At 35.1% G+C, this 17,977-nt stretch carries 18 protein-coding genes; 8 read left to right on the forward strand and 10 right to left on the reverse strand.

Features of this window, described 5'->3' with window-relative positions; genetic code table 11:
• Positions 1-73 precede the first annotated feature (73 nt).
• The 4 genes from tig to PXD56_RS03795 form a co-directional block, all read right to left on the reverse strand.
• The gene (tig, locus tag PXD56_RS03780; protein WP_276492014.1) at positions 74-1,396 is read right to left on the reverse strand and encodes a trigger factor; all 1,323 of its coding nucleotides are present in this window, start codon (positions 1,394-1,396) and stop codon (positions 74-76) included.
• A 100-nt stretch (positions 1,397-1,496) separates the two neighbouring features.
• Positions 1,497-1,844 carry a phage holin family protein gene (locus PXD56_RS03785; RefSeq protein ID WP_084684625.1) on the reverse strand — a complete coding sequence of 116 codons (348 nt, stop codon included), beginning with the start codon at positions 1,842-1,844 and terminating at the stop codon, positions 1,497-1,499.
• A 28-nt stretch (positions 1,845-1,872) separates the two neighbouring features.
• Positions 1,873-2,649 (reverse strand): alpha/beta fold hydrolase, encoded by a 777-nt coding sequence (locus PXD56_RS03790; protein ID WP_276492015.1) that lies wholly within the window; start codon positions 2,647-2,649, stop codon positions 1,873-1,875.
• Complete coding sequence (locus PXD56_RS03795; protein ID WP_276492016.1) at positions 2,646-3,359, reverse strand: pyridoxine 5'-phosphate synthase; 714 nt, start codon at positions 3,357-3,359, stop codon at positions 2,646-2,648. The genes PXD56_RS03790 and PXD56_RS03795 overlap by 4 nt, the downstream gene beginning before the upstream one ends.
• A 92-nt stretch (positions 3,360-3,451) precedes the next feature.
• On the opposite strand from PXD56_RS03795, the gene PXD56_RS03800 reads away from it, so the two are divergent.
• The 7 genes from PXD56_RS03800 to PXD56_RS03830 all read left to right on the forward strand — a co-directional run bounded on the left by PXD56_RS03800 (position 3,452) and on the right by PXD56_RS03830 (position 10,659).
• Positions 3,452-4,108 carry a CBS domain-containing protein gene (locus PXD56_RS03800; protein WP_276492017.1) on the forward strand — a complete coding sequence of 219 codons (657 nt, stop codon included), beginning with the start codon at positions 3,452-3,454 and terminating at the stop codon, positions 4,106-4,108.
• Between the two features lies 1 nt (position 4,109).
• The gene (locus PXD56_RS03805) at positions 4,110-4,991 is read left to right on the forward strand and encodes an NAD kinase (RefSeq protein WP_276492018.1); all 882 of its coding nucleotides are present in this window, start codon (positions 4,110-4,112) and stop codon (positions 4,989-4,991) included.
• A 113-nt stretch (positions 4,992-5,104) separates the two neighbouring features.
• Positions 5,105-5,791, forward strand: coding sequence for a type IX secretion system protein PorG (gene porG, locus PXD56_RS03810; RefSeq protein ID WP_276492019.1), 687 nt, complete (start codon positions 5,105-5,107; stop codon positions 5,789-5,791).
• 8 nt (positions 5,792-5,799) lie between these two features.
• Positions 5,800-6,540: an isoprenyl transferase gene (locus tag PXD56_RS03815; RefSeq protein ID WP_276492020.1), complete on the forward strand. Its 741-nt coding sequence runs from the start codon at positions 5,800-5,802 to the stop codon at positions 6,538-6,540.
• A 4-nt stretch (positions 6,541-6,544) separates the two neighbouring features.
• A complete protein-coding gene (locus tag PXD56_RS03820; protein WP_276492021.1) occupies positions 6,545-9,142 on the forward strand; it encodes a BamA/OMP85 family outer membrane protein in 2,598 nt (865 codons plus the stop codon).
• Positions 9,143-9,245: 103 nt separating this feature from the next.
• Positions 9,246-10,097 carry an OmpH/Skp family outer membrane protein gene (locus tag PXD56_RS03825; protein WP_276492022.1) on the forward strand — a complete coding sequence of 284 codons (852 nt, stop codon included), beginning with the start codon at positions 9,246-9,248 and terminating at the stop codon, positions 10,095-10,097.
• A gap of 52 nt (positions 10,098-10,149) precedes the next feature.
• Positions 10,150-10,659, forward strand: coding sequence for an OmpH/Skp family outer membrane protein (locus tag PXD56_RS03830; RefSeq protein ID WP_036152017.1), 510 nt, complete (start codon positions 10,150-10,152; stop codon positions 10,657-10,659).
• Positions 10,660-10,708: 49 nt separating this feature from the next.
• Here the strand turns inward: PXD56_RS03830 and PXD56_RS03835 are convergent, their stop codons facing one another.
• From PXD56_RS03835 to gcvP, 4 genes are all read right to left on the reverse strand, one after another.
• Entirely contained in the window at positions 10,709-11,563 is an 855-nt protein-coding gene (locus PXD56_RS03835) for a glycosyltransferase family A protein (RefSeq protein ID WP_276492023.1), read from the reverse strand.
• A 15-nt stretch (positions 11,564-11,578) separates the two neighbouring features.
• On the reverse strand, positions 11,579-12,100 hold the full coding sequence (locus PXD56_RS03840) for a methyltransferase (RefSeq protein ID WP_276492024.1): 522 nt from the start codon (positions 12,098-12,100) through the stop codon (positions 11,579-11,581).
• Between the two features lie 2 nt (positions 12,101-12,102).
• Positions 12,103-13,161 (reverse strand): 3-oxoacyl-ACP synthase III family protein, encoded by a 1,059-nt coding sequence (locus PXD56_RS03845; RefSeq protein ID WP_276492025.1) that lies wholly within the window; start codon positions 13,159-13,161, stop codon positions 12,103-12,105.
• 162 nt (positions 13,162-13,323) lie between these two features.
• A complete protein-coding gene (gene gcvP / locus PXD56_RS03850) occupies positions 13,324-16,176 on the reverse strand; it encodes an aminomethyl-transferring glycine dehydrogenase (RefSeq protein WP_276492026.1) in 2,853 nt (950 codons plus the stop codon).
• Between the two features lie 135 nt (positions 16,177-16,311).
• On the opposite strand from gcvP, the gene PXD56_RS03855 reads away from it, so the two are divergent.
• Positions 16,312-17,142, forward strand: a complete 831-nt coding sequence (locus PXD56_RS03855; protein ID WP_276492027.1) for a UbiA prenyltransferase family protein — start codon at positions 16,312-16,314, stop codon at positions 17,140-17,142.
• On the opposite strand, the gene PXD56_RS03860 is transcribed toward PXD56_RS03855, so the two are convergent.
• Both PXD56_RS03860 and PXD56_RS03865 read right to left on the reverse strand, forming a co-directional pair.
• Entirely contained in the window at positions 17,129-17,359 is a 231-nt protein-coding gene (locus PXD56_RS03860) for a hypothetical protein (protein ID WP_338088435.1), read from the reverse strand. The two genes, PXD56_RS03855 and PXD56_RS03860, sit on opposite strands and share 14 nt — an antisense overlap.
• A 2-nt stretch (positions 17,360-17,361) precedes the next feature.
• Entirely contained in the window at positions 17,362-17,916 is a 555-nt protein-coding gene (locus PXD56_RS03865) for a sigma-70 family RNA polymerase sigma factor (protein WP_276492028.1), read from the reverse strand.
• Between the last annotated feature and the right edge of the window lie 61 nt (positions 17,917-17,977).

Consider the following 17,977-nt stretch of genomic DNA (forward strand, 5'->3'; position numbering starts at 1 on the left):
ATTTTAGAGTAAAAAAAGGTGCCGAAAATTTCATTTCCGGCACCGTAAAGATACTTAATTTATTGTTTGGAATTTATCCGTAAACTTCTTTCACGAAATTTTCATAGGTAACTTCCTTTGTCTTAAGATTCGCTTTTTCTTTGTAAAGATTCAATAACTTCTGACTCATCAATTGTTCTGATAGTCTTTTTACTTCATCTTGGTTACCAAGAACTCTAGCAGCGATAGAATCTAATTCTTCTTCTTTAGGGTCTAATTGACCAAATTGAGCCATTTGTGAACGAATAAATCCTTTGGAGAATTCTTTCAATTCATCAAATTGAACTTGTAGGTCATTATCACGAATTATTTTACCTTCAATAAGTTGGTAGCGTAATCCTTTTTCAGATTTAGCATATTCTTCAACAGCTTGCTCTTCAGATAATGGTTCTTCACCGGTCATTTGAATCCACTTTGTCAAGAAACCAGTAGGTAATTCAAATTTTGTATTCTCTATGAAGTATTCAGTAACGTCGTTCAATAATTTTTGATCGGACTGTTGTTCAAATTGCTTTTCAGAATCTTCTTTGATACGTTCTTTTAACTCCTTTTCGGATTTTACACTGTCAGGGCCAAAAAGTTTGTCAAATAATTCTTGATTTAATTCAGCAGCTTCTCTTTCGTTAATTTCAGAAATAGTGAAAGTAACCTCAGTATCTAATGCTTCTGCTTTTTGCTTGTCAACACCTAAAGCACTAGATAGCATATGATCTTCATTGAAAAGACCTTTTGTTTTCAATGTAACAACATCACCAACTTTTTTGCCTTTTAAAGCATCTAAAGCTTTTTTGCTTTTCAACTTGTCCGTCTCAAGCATTGTTTTGTTGTCTATTTCTTCTGCTTCATTAGTAAATGTACCACTTACTTCGTCGTTCTTGCTAACTACATCTTTGGTTACAAGTTTACCGTATTGCTTTTGAATACGTTCAACTTGTTCGTCAATCATTTTCTTGTCTGCAACAATTTTGTATTGAGTAATTGCTTTTTTAGTTTTTAAAGAAACTTCAAAATCAGGAGCTAAACCTAATTCAAACTCAAAAGCCAATTCATCTTGATCCCAATCAAAATTGTCTTGTTGTTTTGGTAACGGGTTACCTAAAACGTCTAACTTTTCTTCAGTTAGGTATTTGTTAAGGTTGTCTTGCAACAATTTATTTACTTCATCAACCAAAACGGCTTTGCCATACTGCTTTTTAATAAGACCCATTGGAACTTGGCCTTTTCTAAAACCAGGAATATTAGCTTGCTTCTTATAATCCTTTAAAATGGTGTCTACCTTATCTTGGTAATCTTCTTTTGTGATAGCAACTTTAACTACTGCATTTAAATCGTCTATCTGCTCTTTCGTAATATTCATTCCTTAATATCTATTTGCATGTGTAAAATGGGATGCAAAAATACTACATTTTGCAAAGTCAACCAATTTTTTAAAGTATTGAATTTCAAATCACAAGCAACTATGACTTGTCATCTTTTAACAGTGTAAAAAAGATTGATTGTAAAAATGATAGCAAGAGGCTAAAAATCAATGCCCACCAAATGTTTCCTACGGCAAATCCATCAATAAGTTTGTCTGCCAATAATATGATAATAGCATTAATGATTAGTAGAAATAGACCGAAGGTAATTACGGTAACCGGTAGCGTTAAAATCACCAAAATTGGTTTTACCAATAAGTTCAGGATACTTAAAACAACTGCTACGATTACTGCGGTTATGAAGCTGTCTACGGAAACATTTGGTAGAACGTTGGCTAAAATGACAACAGCTACTGCGCTTAATAGAATTCTTAAAATTAGTTTCATGGGTTATGGTTTTAAATTATAAATATGATTATTCTTTATTTAAAAAATAAAGTGATTTTTCAAAGAATTGAGTGGGGTTTTCGGCATGTAGCCAATGACCGGCATTGTCAATAGTTTCAACTGTAGCTTTAGGAAAATGAAGGTGTATAGCATCAAGGTCATTTTGGGTAACATATTCAGATTTGTCGCCTTTAAGAAATAGGGTATGACCATCAAAACTATCAGTACTGTTGATATTGTCGCCAATTTCTTCCATTTTATTGCTCAGTACCTCTAAATTAAATTTAAAGCATAATTTTTTGTCTTCATTTCTCTGAAGGTTTTTTAATAGAAATTGCCGAATACCCGGATTAGAAAGATGCTTTTTTAATTGTTCATCAGCATCTTTTCTGGATTTTAAATTGGTAGTATCTACAGCGTTTAACCCATTTATGATTTCTTGATGATGTGGCGGATAGTATTTTGGGGCAATGTCTGCTACAATTAATTTATTAACTCGTTCTGGGTAGGTGCATGCAAATTGCATGGCGGTTTTACCACCCATTGAATGACCTATTAAAGCGGTATCTTCTATGTCATGAGCGGCTAGATACTTTAGAAAATCATCTGCAAGTATATCATAATTGAAATCTGGCGAATGAAAACTTTTGCCATGATTTCTTTGGTCAATTAAGTGAACGCGGAATCCGTTTTCTGCATACAATGTGCCCAACGTTTTCCAATTATCCAGCATCCCTAAAAAACCGTGTAAAATACACAATGGCTTACCTTCTCCTAAAATTACCGAATGTAATATTTGTTTCATTTTAATCTATGTAAATACATGTTTACTACATTATCAAAGCCTAAGTATAATGCTTCACTTATAAGCGCATGGCCAATAGATACTTCTAGTAAGTTAGGAATATTTTTAGCGAAATATTCAATGTTATCTAAACTTAGGTCATGACCGGCATTAATACCTATGCCTAATTCGTTTGCACGTTTAGCGGTCTCAATGAATGGTTTTATAGCTACTTCTTTATTTTTCTCGTAGTCGGTAGCGTAACTTTCTGTGTATAATTCTATCCTATCAGTACCTATAGCTTTTGCGCCGTCTATCATTTTTGGATCAGGGTCGACAAAGATTGAAGTGCGAATACCGGCAGCCTTAAAGGTATTAATGACATCGGTTAAAATATCTTTATTTGAAATTGTATCCCAACCGGCGTTAGAGGTAATGGCATCTACAGAATCTGGTACAAGTGTTACTTGTTCTGGTTTCACTTCTAGAACCAATTCAATAAATTTTGGAACCGGATTGCCTTCAATATTAAATTCTGTAGTTACCGTATTTTTTAAATCTCTGGCGTCTTGGTATCTAATATGACGTTCGTCTGGTCTAGGATGAATTGTGATTCCTTGTGCTCCAAAAGCTTCTAAGTCTTTAGCAACCTTAAGTAAATCTGGAACATTGCCACCGCGGGCATTTCTAATAGTTGCAATTTTGTTTACGTTAACGCTAAGTTTTGTCATTATGTCTTATTTACCTTTTAAGAGCATCAAAAATACAAATAAGGCACGCCTTTTGATATTATTAATTGTTATTTTGCGTTATATAAAGGTCTATGAATATTCAAGAACATATCATTACGAACTTACCGGTATTCGATATCAAGGATACTGCTGAAAAAGTCTTAGAGTTTTTTCATGATACTACCTACTCCCATATCGCTATTCTGGAAGAAGGTAAGTTTCTTGGACTTTTCTCTGAGATAGATGCAGATGGGTTGCTTCCGGAGTCTAAAATTGAGGAGTTTAGATATGAGCTTCAAAGTTTTTTTGCACGTAGAGATACCAATTGGTTAGATGTTTTAGAGGTTTTTGCAAGAAACGAAGCCAATCTGCTTCCTGTTCTCAATGAAAAGGAAGAGGTAGCGGGTTATTATTGCCTTACCAATGTGGTTGCGGAATTTATTGACACACCTTTTTTTACCGATCCCGGTAGTATTCTGGTTGTTGCTAAAGGTGTGAAAGATTATTCTTTTAGTGAGATTGCGCAAATCGTTGAAAGTAACAACGCAAAACTTTTTGGAGGTTTTATAACCGATACACAGAATGATGTTATACAGGTAACCTTAAAAATTACTGCCAATAACTATAATAAGGTGGTGCAGACTTTTAGACGTTACAATTACCACATAATATTTGGCAACAGTGATGATGAATTCTTGGAAGACTTAAAGAACAGATCAGATTACTTAGATAAATATCTTAATGTATAATATGAAAGTAGCTGTTTACGGTCAAACTTATCAAGATAATGCCATTGAATATCTCATTGAACTGTTAGATGAGTTGCAGACTGTTTCTGCAGAAGTTCATATTGAAAAAGATTTTTACGAATTATACCGAGCTAAAGGAAATAATCACACCTTTCCAATTTTTACTATAGAAGAGGGTTTGAACGCCTCTTTTGATATGTTCGTTAGTTTTGGTGGTGATGGTACCATTTTACGAGCAACTACTTTTGTAAAAGATTTAGGTATTCCTATAGTAGGGGTTAATACAGGTAGGCTTGGTTTTCTTTCTACCTTTAAAAAAGAAGATGTTAGAAAAGTGGTTCAAGAGTTTAAGCAAGGTGCGTATACTGTTGTAGAACGTAGCTTGGTGCAATTGAATACAAAAGAATTGGATGTGGAATTTGGTGATTTGAATTTTGCATTGAATGAAATTACCGTAAGTAGAAAAGATACTACTTCTATGATTACGGTAGAGACATATTTAAATGATGAGTATTTGACTTCTTATTGGGCAGATGGATTAATTATTTCTACCCCAACAGGTTCTACCGGATATTCTTTAAGTTGTGGAGGTCCTGTAATTGTGCCTACCGCTAAATCTTTGGTGTTGACCCCAATTGCTCCCCATAATTTAAATGCGAGACCTTTGGTAATTTCAGATGATACCGTAATTAGATTAAAGGTGTCAGGCAGAGAAGATAACCATTTGGTTTCTTTAGATTCTAGAATAGCATCATTGGAAAACGGTCAGGAGATTGCTATTAGTAAAGCACCATTTACTGTTAAAATGATAGAGTACACTTCAGAAAGTTTTTTAAAGACCTTAAGAAATAAGCTTCTTTGGGGCGAGGATAGGCGAAATTGAGCCAACTTTTAAACAATAATTGTCCTTAATCGCTGTTTATCTTTTGAGAACATAAAAATTATTGCATTCTCTGTTTGGAATAATATATCTGCAATAATTGTAAAATCTATTTTATGCGTTACATAACGTTATTAGTATTGCTTTTTTCACTGTCAGGTTTGCAAGCGCAGACTTATGAGGTGGGTATTTTTGCTGGTGGTGCCAATACAATTAGTGATGTTGGTAGAACAGATTATCTTTTGCCTTCTAATATTGCTTTTGGCGGTCTATTCAAATGGAATGTAAGTAAAAGATATGCGTGGCGTGGTAGTTTAACTTATGGTAAATTCACTGCAGACGATAGTAAATCTAGTTCTACGGCTAGACAGCAAAGAGGTTATGTAGTGGATAATTCAATTTTAGAAGGCTCCGTGGGCTTAGAATTTAATTTCGTAGAATATAATTTACACAAACTTGGTCCGGCATTTACGCCCTATTTATACACTGGTCTTACCTATTTCAGGTATGATTACCAGTATTTTAATGGCGGTGTTCTGCAAGATATCAATCAAAAAGAAGGAAGTTTTGCGGTGCCAATGACTGTTGGTTTTAAGTATCGTATCAATCAGTTTCTTATTTTTGGGGGCGAAATAGGTGCTAGGTATACTTTTACAGATAACTTAGATGGTAGTAACCCTGAAGGTTCTAACTTTGAAGAATTCCAATTCGGTAATATTTTTAGCGATGACTGGTATGTATTTTCCGGTCTGACCTTAACTTACACTTTTGGAAGAAAGCCTTGTATGGATTGTTTTGAGTAATTTTTAAGATGAGTGATATAAACGATATTGATAAACTGAATGTTCCAAAGCACCTTGCTATTATTATGGACGGTAATGGTAGGTGGGCAAAAGAACGCGGTAAACTAAGAGTTTTTGGTCACGAACACGGTGTAAAAACTGTTAGAATTGTTGTTGAGCAATGTGTTCAATTAAAAGTTGAATACCTAACGTTATATACTTTTTCTACAGAAAATTGGAACAGACCTAAGATAGAAGTGCAGACACTTATGCGCTTATTGGTGTCTTCTTTGAAGAAAGAACTTAAAACTTTTAACAAAAATAATGTACGTTTAAATACTATAGGTAATATAGATGCATTGCCTTCTAAAGCTTACAAAGAGCTGGTAGAGGTTATGGATCAAACAAAGCAAAACACAGGCATGACGTTGACTTTGGCTTTGAGCTATGGGGCTCGTGAAGAGCTGCAATCTATGGTAAAAGAGATAAGTACCAAAGTTAAAAATAATATAATTTCAATTGAAAACATTGACCAAGAAATTATAAATAGCCATCTTTACACGCATGATTTGCCAGACGTAGACTTGCTGATTCGTACTAGTGGAGAACATCGTATCAGTAATTTTTTATTATGGCAAATAGCATATGCAGAGTTATATTTTATTGATGTATATTGGCCTGATTTTAGAGAGCATCATTTAGTTGAGGCCATAAAAAACTACCAGAACAGAGAACGAAGATTTGGAAAAACAAGCGAACAACTCACTTAAAGATATGACCAGGTTCATATCATTGAACCACTTTTTAACTACCCTTTTATTTTTAATCACCTTTATTGCCGCCGCACAGGATGCTTCCTATGAGGACGGTAAAAGCTATATTTTAGGAGGTTTAGATGTTACGGGACTGCAAAGTTATAATGAGCAAACTGTAAAAACGTATACTGGGTTAAGAGTAGGTCAGCCTATTACTTTACCTGGTGAGCAAATAAGTGAAGTCATTAAAAAACTATGGGGCTTAGAACTTTTTAGTGAAATAGATATCTTTATTACCAATATAGAAGAGAATACCGTTTTCTTGGAATTGAACATTATTGAGCGCCCAACATTGACCAATGTTAAGTTTTATGGTGTTAAAAAGGGGAAAATTGAAAGTCTTATAAAGGATACCGACCTTAAAAAAGGAAAGAAGATTACTGAGAGTCTAATTTCCAATTCTAAAAACTACATTACTAATAAGTACAAAAAGCAAGGCTATTTAAATGCCGATGTTACTATAGCTACTTCTAAAGATACGCTTGACTCTAACACCCGTAATATGGTGGTAAATGTTAACAAGGGTGATAAAGTAAAAATTCGTGATATCATTTTTGAAGGGAATGAGCAGTTGGCTGACAAGAAATTACGTAAAGCTTTAAAAAACACTAAGAAGAAAAAATTTGGTCGTTTCTGGAAAAAATCGAAATATATTCAAGAAGACTATGAAGAAGATCTTGGTCTGCTGATAGATAAATTTGCGGAAAATGGTTATCGTGATGCCCGTGTCTTAACAGATTCCATTATCAAGGTCGATGAGAATAATATTGATTTAAAGATAAAGGTAGAAGAAGGTGATAAGTACTATTTTGGTGATATTGACTTCGTAGGTAATACAGTGTATACGGATCGACAGTTAAATCGTGTTTTAGGTATTCAAAAGGGCGATACTTATAATGGTGTATTATTGCGTGAAAGAATTGCTGATAATTCTAAGCCAGACCCAAGTGATGTAACTAGTTTATATCAAAACAATGGGTATTTGTTTTCTACTATTAATCCAGTAGAAATGTCTGCTGCTAACGATACCATTGATTTTGAAATTAGAATTATAGAAGGTAAAGAGACATTCTTGGATCACGTTACCGTTTCTGGTAACGATAAAACCAATGATCATGTAATCTATCGTGAACTACGTACAAGACCTGGTCAGAAATACAACAAGGCAGATATTATTAGAACAATCCGTGAATTAGGTCAACTTGGCTTTTTTGACGCGGAACAAATTACTCCAGATGTATTGAATGCTAACCCTAATGAGGGTACTGTTGATTTAGCTTGGAACTTGGTTGAGTCTGGTTCTAGCCAAATAGAACTGCAAGGTGGTTATGGTGGCGGTGGCTTCATAGGTACTTTAGGGCTATCGTTTAGTAACTTCTCTATTAAGAATTTATTTAATGGTGAAAAGTATAAGCCTGTACCAATGGGTGACGGTCAAACTTTTGCATTACGTTTGCAAGCAAGTCAAACTTACAGGGTTTATAGTTTAAACTTTGCAGAGCCATGGTTAGGTGGTAAAAAACCGGTACGTTTTAATTTAAGTATGTCTAGAACGCAGCAGTTTGCAGCTTCTTATGATAGTAGTGGTGATATCGATATTGATAAAGATCAACAATTTTCTATAACAGGAATAACCGCTGGTTTGGCAAAACGTGTACAGTGGCCAGATGATTTCTTTACAATATCTCACTCACTTAGTTACCAGTTATATGACTTTAGAAACTATAATATTGGTCTATTTAATTTTGGGGATGGTAAGGCAAATTCATTAGCGTACACATTTGGTATCTCTAGAAGTTCACAGGGGCCAAGTAGAATATTCCCTATGTCAGGGTCAACATTTGAAATGTCCGCTAAATTTACTCCTCCTTGGTCTTTATTTAGTAATAAGGATTATAGAGCTTTACAAGATCGTTCTGACGAAATAGAAGATATTTCATCTGTAAATAGAACAGCTGCAGAACAGGCAGAGCTTGAAGATATCGATCAAGAGCGCTTTAGATGGTTAGAGTATTATAAAGTAAAGTTCAAAGGTGATTGGTATACTACTTTAGTAGATAAATTAGTACTTCGTAGTAATGCTGAGTTTGGCTTTTTAGGGAATTATAATAGTGCGGTAGGTGATGTACCTTTTGAAAGATTCTATGTAGGTGGTGATGGTTTGGGTAACTTTACCTTAGATGGTAGAGATGTAGTTCAGCTTAGAGGTTATGATGAACAAGCTATTACTCCTTATTCTGATGATGGGTCTGTAGACGGTGCATTAATTTATAATAAATTCTCATTAGAGTTAAGATATCCATTAACATTGAAGCCTTCTGCGTCTATATATGGACTTGCATTTTTAGAGGGGGGTAATTCTTTCAACAATTTTCAGAACTTTAATCCGTTTGAATTAAAACGATCGGCCGGTGTGGGGGTTCGTATCTTTATGCCAGCATTTGGTTTGTTGGGTATTGATTTTGGTTATGGGTTTGATGAAGATCTAAATCCAGCGTCTGCAGGTCAAGGGCCAAGCGGATGGCAAACTCACTTCATTATTGGTCAACAGTTTTAATTTTCATTGAATTATTATATTCGTGCTTTTAGCTAATCCTTTAATTTTAAAAGATTTAGTAATTTTGGCACGATATTTTCTATAGGATTAAACGACATTAACAATGAGTACAAAAACAAGAGTTCTATTAGTAGTTTCGGTCATATTTATGACTATTCAGGGTTTTGCCCAAAGAGGGGTGAGAATGGCATATGTAGATATGGAGTACATATTACAGAATGTTGATGAGTATAGGGAAGCGACAGAGCAGTTGGAAACTAAGGTACAGCGTTGGAAGATTGAAGTTGAGCAAAAGCAAAGTGTCGTAGAGCAGATGAAGAAAGACCTAATGGCAGAGAAAGTGCTGTTAACTCCAGAGCTTATAGCTGAACGAGAGGAAGAAATTCAAATTTTGGAACGCGAGATGATTGAATATCAACAAAATCGTTTTGGTCCACAAGGAGATTTAGTATTGCAGAAAAGAAGGTTGATACAACCTATACAAGATCAAGTGTTCAATGAAGTTCAGAAAATTGGCACGAATAAAAAGTATGATTTTATTTTTGATAAATCTGCGGATGTTGTAATGTTGTATTCCGAAAAAAGACACGATATCAGTGATTTGGTCTTAAGAGGTATTGCTAGAACAAGAAAAATTAGCAAACCAAAGAAAAAATCTGATGATTTTAGTAGATTAGATGATTTTGAAGGTGAAGAGGAAGAAGTAGTGAGCGAGGCATTGCAAGAGCGATTGGATAAAGCAACGCAAGCAGCCGAAACTAGAGAGAAAAGTGCAGCTGATGCAAAGGCTGAACAATTAAAGTTACGAGAAGAAAGAAAGAAAGCGTACGAAGAGAGAAGAAAGAAGTTGTTAGAGGAGCGCGAAGCCAAAAGGCAAGAGAAGTTGAAAGAAAGAAGTGACAATAAAGAAGAAGAAAATAGCGATACCGAAAAAGATGATAACGGTACTATTTAAATAGGTTTAACAACCGTACATTAACACTCAAAATTGAATTAAAATTACACTCATGAAACAAGTAAAACAAATTGTGGTAGCCTTATTGTTGTTCGTAGCAACGACAAGTTTTGTAAATGCCCAAAGTAAAGTAGCTCATATAGATGTTACTCAATTATTATCTGCAATGCCAGAAATGAAAGCTGCAGAAGCAGAGCTTAAGAAATTACAAGAGACTTACAATGCAGATATTGAAGGTTCAATGACAGAATTGCGTAACAAGTATACGCAATACCAAAATGAAGCTGCTGCAAAGTCTAAAGAGGAGAACGAAAAAAGAGCAGTAGAATTACAGGGTTACGAGAAGAATATTGGTGAGGCTCAACAAAGAGCTCAACAAGAATTCCAAAAGAAACAAGCTGAGTTATTCGCTCCTATATCTGAAAAAGCTAAAGCTGCTATAGAACAAGTTGCAGCTGCTCAAGGTTTTGATTATGTAATCGATGCTCAAGCAGGTGGTGGTTTAATTGTAGCGAAAGGTAAAGACCTTTTAGCTGATGTTAAAAAACAATTAGGTTTCTAATAAGAGACTAATAGTATAAAAGAAAAGCCATCTTAACAGATGGCTTTTTTTATGCCTTAATTTTTCTTTTAATGTTTGTCCAGCGAAGGTTTCTTATAAACTTTCCTTCTTCTTCTGTAACTAGATAAGCCGCACCATTTTGTTTTGCTTGTGTGTAACCAAGTATATTGTTCCAAAAAGACCTGATAGATTTGTTTTTCATCGCCATTTTCAAGGAAGCAATACAGGTAATTATGAATCCATAACGCATAGTGTACATTGCTTTCCCTTGTAATCTTTTAGCTTTGGCGTTATATGCTTTTCCGGTAGGTCTTAAGTGCTTAACGTGTAAATTAGCATCGGTATGTATAGAAAAGCCATAAAACCTCGCTAAGAGCTCATCTACTGTATCCCATCCCATTGCGTTCTTCAATCCACCTATCGCTTTAAAACAAGCTTTAGAATAAGCTTTAATTGCTCCTCTAACATGGTCTTTGTCCATTGGGTGATTTAAAACCCATTCATCAGCATTATTTTGCTCGTAAATAAATCCGCCTGCAATACCTAAATTGTTATTTGTTTTAAAACAAGTGCTTATCACTTCAAAGTAATTAGGAGGTAAAATTACATCGGCATCAAGTTTTACGATAAAGTCATATTTGTCATCTAATAGTTTAAACCCCTTGTTGAAGGCATTTATAACTTTGCTGCCGGGCATGTGTTGTGTAGAAGAAGTGGAATTAGACTTTTTAAACATAGTACTCTTAGAACAGTATTGATCTATTATAGATTCTGTGTTGTCTGTAGAGTTGTCGTTAACAAGAATAACATGCTTAGGGAGCAGTGTTTGTTGTATGATAGACTCTAGAGTGCATTTTAAAAAAGCCTCTTCATTATGTATAGGAATAACTATATAGTAACCCATTTTAGATGCGTTCCCTTATTTTCTTGTGGCGTAAACAATATAATACCGTGGTGTAAATAACCTAAGAAGTGGTCTAAAGCCTATTTTCTTTACGGGATTGGTCCATTTCATTGAATCTTGTATCTCCCAACCAGCTTTTTCTAACAACCAATTAAACTGCCAATCTTCAAATTCATGATAATGTCTATCCCACTTATCGGTTTTACTTCTGTACGCAGGGGAAAACCAAAGTTTCAATGGAATACTTGCTACAAGTTTTTTAGCTTTTGAATTTGATAAAAGAGGTAGCGGTGATAATAAATGCTCAAATATTTCAAATGCAGTCATTACTTCGGTATCGGTATTCGTTATGGCGCTAAAATCAATATCTAAATCTTCTCCGCTAGTATTGGTTACTTGGTAACCATCTTGTTGCATTATTTTGGTAAACGGATTGTCTACCCCTAAATCTAGTATAGACTCATTGGTGTTTATGTGTTTACGTAAAAATTGTAATGTATGCTTGTAGCGTTTGTTCGGAAAAGTGTTCTCGTACATGTTTAGATTCTGTATACCATTGCATTGACGTTCATTCCGGCGCCAACACTAGCAAAGATAACAACATCTCCCTTTTTAATTTCCTGATTTTCTAATTTACCTTCTTTTACAAGGTCAAATAAAGTAGGTATGGTAGCAACGGAACTGTTGCCTAGCTTTGATATGCTCATTGGCATGATGCCTTCTGGCATTTCTTTACCATATATTTTATAGAAGCGTTTTACTATGGCTTCATCCATTTTTTCGTTTGCTTGGTGAATAAATATTTTTTTCACCTCGTCAATTTTAATACCGCTATTATCTAGGCATGATGCCATGGCAGAGGGTACATTGGTAACGGCAAATTCATAGATTTTTCTTCCAAGCATTTTTATATAGTAAGCCTTCTTTTCGTCCTCTTTGTTGTATGTTTCTCCAAAGAAAAGAAAGTTGGCTTCGTCATTGGCGAAAGTTGCCGATTCATGTGCTATAATTTCACCGCCATCATTTGATCTCTCTACAATTGTAGCGCCTGCACCATCTGAATAGATCATAGAATCACGATCATAATCATCTACAATTCTGGATAATGTCTCTGCACCTATTACTAAACATTTATTGGCAATACCACTTTTTATAAATGCGTTGGCTTGAATCATGCCTTCTAGCCAACCTGGGCAGCCAAAGATTAAATCGTAAGCAACACATTTAGGGTTTTTAATCTGTAATTGATGTTTTACCCTAGTAGCTAAACTTGGTAAAGTATCTCCTTGAATATACCCGTCTTTTAGGTCTCCAAAATTATGGGCAACAATAATATAGTCTAGTGTTTCTTTGTCTAAATTGGCATTTTCAATAGCCTTTTCCGCTGCGAAAAAAGCTAGGTTAGAAGTAGTGTATTCTTTAGGGGCATATCGCCTTTCTTCAATACCTGTAATAGCTTTGAACTTCTCTATAATAACTTCGTTGTTATGTTTGAAGGAGGTGCCGTCTAAATTTAAAAAATTATGGTTATTAAAATCTGTGTTAGAAATTTTTAAATCAGGAATATAACTTCCTGTTCCCGTAATTGAAATGCTCATTTTTAAATTTTGAATTGTAACCGAAAGTTAATCAAATTGTAAAAATATTATATGCATGCATAGTAAATTTTACGATGGTCAAGCCATTTTGTTTTAAAGCCGGAGTATAAAAAAAGCCTTTTCATAATGATGAAAAGGCTTTATAGTATGGGTTTGTAGCTGTTATTCAGTTTCCATATACGCTTCAATAGGTGCGCACGTACAAATTAAATTACGGTCTCCATATGCATCATCGACTCTACGTACAGATGGCCAAAATTTGTTTTCGGCAATGTATGGTAATGGAAAAGTCGCTTTTTGTCTTGAGTATGGAAACTTCCAATCATCCGTCGTAGCCATTTCTAAAGTGTGTGGTGCATTTTTTAGCACGTTATTTGGCTCATCAATATTTGATTCGTCAATTTCTGCTCGAATAGATGACATGGCATCACAGAACCTATCTAATTCTGCTAAATTCTCACTTTCGGTAGGCTCTATCATAACGGTTCCTGCTACAGGAAAAGATACAGTAGGTGCGTGAAAGCCGTAATCCATTAGTCGTTTTGCAATGTCTGTAACTTCAATACCATTTTTCTTGAAAGGTCTGCAGTCTAAAATCATTTCATGAGCCGCTCTTCCTTTTTCGCCTGTATAAAGAACATCGAACTTGCCTTCAAGTTTATGCTTTATATAGTTAGCATTAAGAATTGCAATTTTTGTAGATTGGGTCAAGCCTTGCTCTCCCAGCATTTTAATATATCCGTAAGAAATAAGGCAAACCAAAGAACTTCCCCAGGGTGCGGCAGAAATAGCCGTAATAGCTTCTTCGCCACCAGTTGTTATTACCGGGTTACTAGGTAAAAACGGTACTAATTGTGGGGCCACACATATTGGGCCAACACCAGGGCCACCACCTCCATGAGGTATGGCAAAAGTTTTGTGAAGGTTTAAGTGACAAACATCTGCGCCAATAGTTGCAGGGTTTGTTAAGCCTACTTGAGCATTCATATTGGCGCCATCCATATAAACTTGTCCGCCGTGATCATGAATTAATTTTGTAATCTGTTTAATGGAAGACTCAAATACACCGTGTGTAGATGGGTATGTTACCATGAGTGCAGCTAAGTTATCTGAATGTAGTTTAGCTTTTTCTTCAAGGTCTGCAACATCAATATTTCCTTTTTCATCGGTTTTGGTAACCACAACTTTCATACCTGCCATTACTGCAGAAGCGGGATTGGTACCGTGCGCAGATGAAGGAATCAAGCATATATTTCTATGAGACTCTCCTCTAGATTCGTGATATGCTCTAATAACCATCAATCCGGCATATTCACCTTGCGCACCAGAATTTGGTTGTAATGAAGTGTCCGCAAAACCTGTAATAACGGAAAGGTCTTTTGCAAGTTCTCTTAATATTGTTTGGTATCCTTCAGCTTGTTCTACTGGTACAAAAGGGTGAATATTGCCCCAGTTAGATGAACTTAGTGGAAGCATTTCACTGGCGGCATTTAATTTCATAGTACAACTTCCTAAAGAAATCATACTGTGGTTTAAGGCTAGATCTTTACGTTCAAGTTTCTTGATGTAACGCATTAATTCAGTCTCTGAGTGATATGAATTAAATACTTTGTTTTCCATAAAAGCACTTGTACGTTGAACGTTGCTAGGTATAGAGGTAGTATTTAATAAACTTGTGATTTCTGAAGCTGTTTTTCCAAGTGCCTCGGCAAATATGGATATAATCTGGTTCAGGTCCTTTAAAGAAGTAGCTTCATTAACCGCAATAGAAATGGTATCATTATCTATATAGTAGAAATTTACCTCATTTGCTTCGGCTATTGTGCGTATTTTTTTAGCATCTGCCTTTACCGTTATCGTATCAAAATAAGCAGAGTTGATTTGATAAATGCCTAAATTCTCAAGAGCATCAACCAAAGTAACTGCAGTGGCATGAATTTTTGATGCGATGTATTTTAATCCTTTCGGTCCATGATATACGCCGTACATACCTGCCATCACTGCAAGTAATACCTGTGCGGTACAAATGTTGGAAGTAGCTTTGTCTCTCTTTATATGCTGCTCTCTGGTCTGTAACGCCATTCTTAAAGCAGGCTTACCATCAGTATCTTTTGTAACACCGATTATTCTACCGGGAATATTTCTTTTAAATTCTTCTTTAGTAGCAAAGAATGCGGCGTGAGGTCCACCATAACCTAACGGAATACCAAAACGTTGAGTGGTACCTACAACTACGTCAACACCAAAATCTCCTGGAGGTGTTAATAATACCAGGCTCATAATATCGGCAGCTACTGCCACCTTAATGTCATTATCTTTTGCTTTAGCTACAAAGCCGCCATAATCATATACTTGCCCGTATTTTCCAGGATACTGTAACAAGGCGCCATAAAAATCTGAACTGAAGTCGAATTCTTCATGGTTGCCTATAACCAATTCAATTCCTAAAGGAATAGAACGTGTTTTTAATAGCGATAATGTTTGTGGTAATATCTCCTCTGAAACAAAGAATTTTACAATAGCGCTCTTTTTCTGTGCACGACTTCTAACATCAAAAAGCATGGTCATGGCTTCTGCGGCTGCCGTACTTTCATCAAGTAAAGAAGCATTTGCCAATTTCATACCTGTTAAATCTGAAACAATGGTTTGGAAGTTTAAAAGTGCCTCTAATCTACCTTGCGCTATTTCAGCTTGGTACGGTGTATAGGCAGTGTACCAACCCGGATTCTCAAGAATGTTTCTTTTTATAACTGACGGAATCAAACTTTCATGATACCCTAACCCAATATACGTTCTAAAAACTTTATTTTTTTTGGATAAAGCCTCTGTATGCGCAAGAAATTTGTGCTCACTCATTGGAGGGTCTAGTTGTAAGGGCTCTTTTAGTCGAATATGTTCTGGTATGGTCTCATAAATAAGTTGCTCCAGATTTTCAACACCTACCGTGTTGAACATGGTATTAAAATCTTCTTCCCTAATGCCGATATGGCGCAAAGCAAACACGTCAGTCTTCATAGATACTATTGTTATATAATGTGTAAAATTACCACTTTTATGTGTTTAAATTAGTGCCGTATAAGACTCATATCTTGAAAGTTTTTAACCAAAACAAAAGGTTATAAACACTTTAACTACTTTTGTTTAATGACCATGATCAAAAAGATTTTTGATTTTTACCTAGATGCTAGTATCCATGTGGCTTTGGCCATATTTAGTTTGGTTCATGTTACGGCACTTACTTTAAACATAAACGTACCGGTAGAACTCTATTTTTTTATTTTTTTTGGCTCTATTAGTTGCTATAATTTTGTAAAATTTGGAGTAGAGGCAGAGAAATATATTCTTGTGACCAATACCTATCATAAAAACATTCAATTTTTTAGTTTTGGATGCCTCTTAGTTGCAAGCTATCAATTATTTTTTCTCTCGGAAAGGGTTTTTGTTGGTCTGCTTTTCTTAGCGGGAATTACTGGACTTTATGCTCTACCTGTACTGCCAAAGCACAAAAATTTTAGAAGTTTCAGCGGATTGAAAATTTTGATTGTAGCTGCAGTTTGGGCAGGTACTACTGTGGTGCTGCCAGCTATTTCTGTTTTAGATGAAAAAATCTCTTGGAATGTAAAAATCGAAGCGGTACAGCGATTTCTATTTGTTCTGATACTATTAGTACCCTTTGAAATCAGGGATTTGAAATACGACAGTACCGCACTTAAAACGTTACCCCAAAGAATAGGGGTTAAAGGAACAAAAATGATAGGCTATGGCTGGTCAATTCTTTTTTATGCAGCGACATTTTTTAAAACAGATTTAGATGTCACCCATGTAGTGGTTAAAACAATTTTGTTTTTACTATTAATTTTAATGTTATTTAAAACGGAATTAAGTCAAAAGAAATATTTTTCTTCTTTTTGGGTGGAGGCAATACCGTTATTTTGGTGGTTACTTTTTGTAATCAGTACCAAGTATACTATTTCGCTTTAGAAAAATTTTCTTTCATCTTCTTCTTTTCTTCATCACTTAAAACCGCTAGCCTTGCTTGGTTGCAAAGAGAAGTTAGCTTAGTATTGTCTTTACTGTGCTTTGCACAGGTTTTACACATAAGTAAATGAAATTTTAATTTTATTTTATCCCAACGAGAAGCTTCTTCGTATTGAGCTTTATCGCAAATATTTGCTGCCTTTTCACATGAAATCATCATAACTAAAACCAATTTTGATTTAAACAACCCATTAAGCCAGTTCTGGCTCTATGTATCATTACCCAAAGGTTAGACGCATTAATACCTAAAGCATTACAAATATCTTCAGTTTCCATTCCTTCAATAGTTTTCATGGTAAAAACCTGAGCTTGTTTTTTTGGTAATTTAGAGATGCAGTTTTGAATGGCTAGGCCTAATTCTTCATTTTCTAGAGCATCATTTTCAAAATTACTGTTAGGGTCAGCAATACGCTCTTCTATCCAATCTCCTTCTGCATCGGTCTGTGAGCTATAACTCATGCGAACCTCTGCTTTTCCTTTTTTGGAGTTTATTTTACGATAGTGGTCAATGACCTTTCGTTTTAAAATAGCAATTAACCATGTGCGTTCTGCGGCATCACCTTTAAAGTTTTTAGCAGATTTTAATCCTGCTATAAAGGTGTCTTGTACAAGGTCTTTGGCAATTTCTGCATCACTTACCCTTGTAACGGCATAATTGAATAGGTAATCTGCGTAGAGATCAACCCATTTGTCTGGATTAAGGTTGTTTGTTTCCATTTTTTATTCTGCGTTTCAAAAGTAATTGAATTTTGTCTAATATGTCTATTTTTGATTATAA

Source organism: Maribacter zhoushanensis, assembly GCF_029350975.1.
In the GTDB taxonomy this organism is placed as follows: Bacteria; Bacteroidota; Bacteroidia; order Flavobacteriales; family Flavobacteriaceae; genus Maribacter; species Maribacter zhoushanensis.

Excerpts from the sequence above, each read along its gene's own strand:
- tig (WP_276492014.1), bottom strand. The coding sequence starts at position 1,396 with ATGAATATTACGAAAGAGCAGATAGACGATTTAAATGCAGTAGTTAAA.
- PXD56_RS03785 (WP_084684625.1), bottom strand. The coding sequence starts at position 1,844 with ATGAAACTAATTTTAAGAATTCTATTAAGCGCAGTAGCTGTTGTCATT.
- PXD56_RS03790 (WP_276492015.1), bottom strand. The coding sequence starts at position 2,649 with ATGAAACAAATATTACATTCGGTAATTTTAGGAGAAGGTAAGCCATTG.
- PXD56_RS03795 (WP_276492016.1), bottom strand. The coding sequence starts at position 3,359 with ATGACAAAACTTAGCGTTAACGTAAACAAAATTGCAACTATTAGAAAT.
- PXD56_RS03800 (WP_276492017.1), top strand. The coding sequence starts at position 3,452 with ATGAATATTCAAGAACATATCATTACGAACTTACCGGTATTCGATATC.
- PXD56_RS03805 (WP_276492018.1), top strand. The coding sequence starts at position 4,110 with ATGAAAGTAGCTGTTTACGGTCAAACTTATCAAGATAATGCCATTGAA.
- porG (WP_276492019.1), top strand. The coding sequence starts at position 5,105 with ATGCGTTACATAACGTTATTAGTATTGCTTTTTTCACTGTCAGGTTTG.
- PXD56_RS03815 (WP_276492020.1), top strand. The coding sequence starts at position 5,800 with ATGAGTGATATAAACGATATTGATAAACTGAATGTTCCAAAGCACCTT.
- PXD56_RS03820 (WP_276492021.1), top strand. The coding sequence starts at position 6,545 with ATGACCAGGTTCATATCATTGAACCACTTTTTAACTACCCTTTTATTT.
- PXD56_RS03825 (WP_276492022.1), top strand. The coding sequence starts at position 9,246 with ATGAGTACAAAAACAAGAGTTCTATTAGTAGTTTCGGTCATATTTATG.
- PXD56_RS03830 (WP_036152017.1), top strand. The coding sequence starts at position 10,150 with ATGAAACAAGTAAAACAAATTGTGGTAGCCTTATTGTTGTTCGTAGCA.
- PXD56_RS03835 (WP_276492023.1), bottom strand. The coding sequence starts at position 11,563 with ATGGGTTACTATATAGTTATTCCTATACATAATGAAGAGGCTTTTTTA.
- PXD56_RS03840 (WP_276492024.1), bottom strand. The coding sequence starts at position 12,100 with ATGTACGAGAACACTTTTCCGAACAAACGCTACAAGCATACATTACAA.
- PXD56_RS03845 (WP_276492025.1), bottom strand. The coding sequence starts at position 13,161 with ATGAGCATTTCAATTACGGGAACAGGAAGTTATATTCCTGATTTAAAA.
- gcvP (WP_276492026.1), bottom strand. The coding sequence starts at position 16,176 with ATGAAGACTGACGTGTTTGCTTTGCGCCATATCGGCATTAGGGAAGAA.
- PXD56_RS03855 (WP_276492027.1), top strand. The coding sequence starts at position 16,312 with ATGATCAAAAAGATTTTTGATTTTTACCTAGATGCTAGTATCCATGTG.
- PXD56_RS03860 (WP_338088435.1), bottom strand. The coding sequence starts at position 17,359 with ATGATGATTTCATGTGAAAAGGCAGCAAATATTTGCGATAAAGCTCAA.
- PXD56_RS03865 (WP_276492028.1), bottom strand. The coding sequence starts at position 17,916 with ATGGAAACAAACAACCTTAATCCAGACAAATGGGTTGATCTCTACGCA.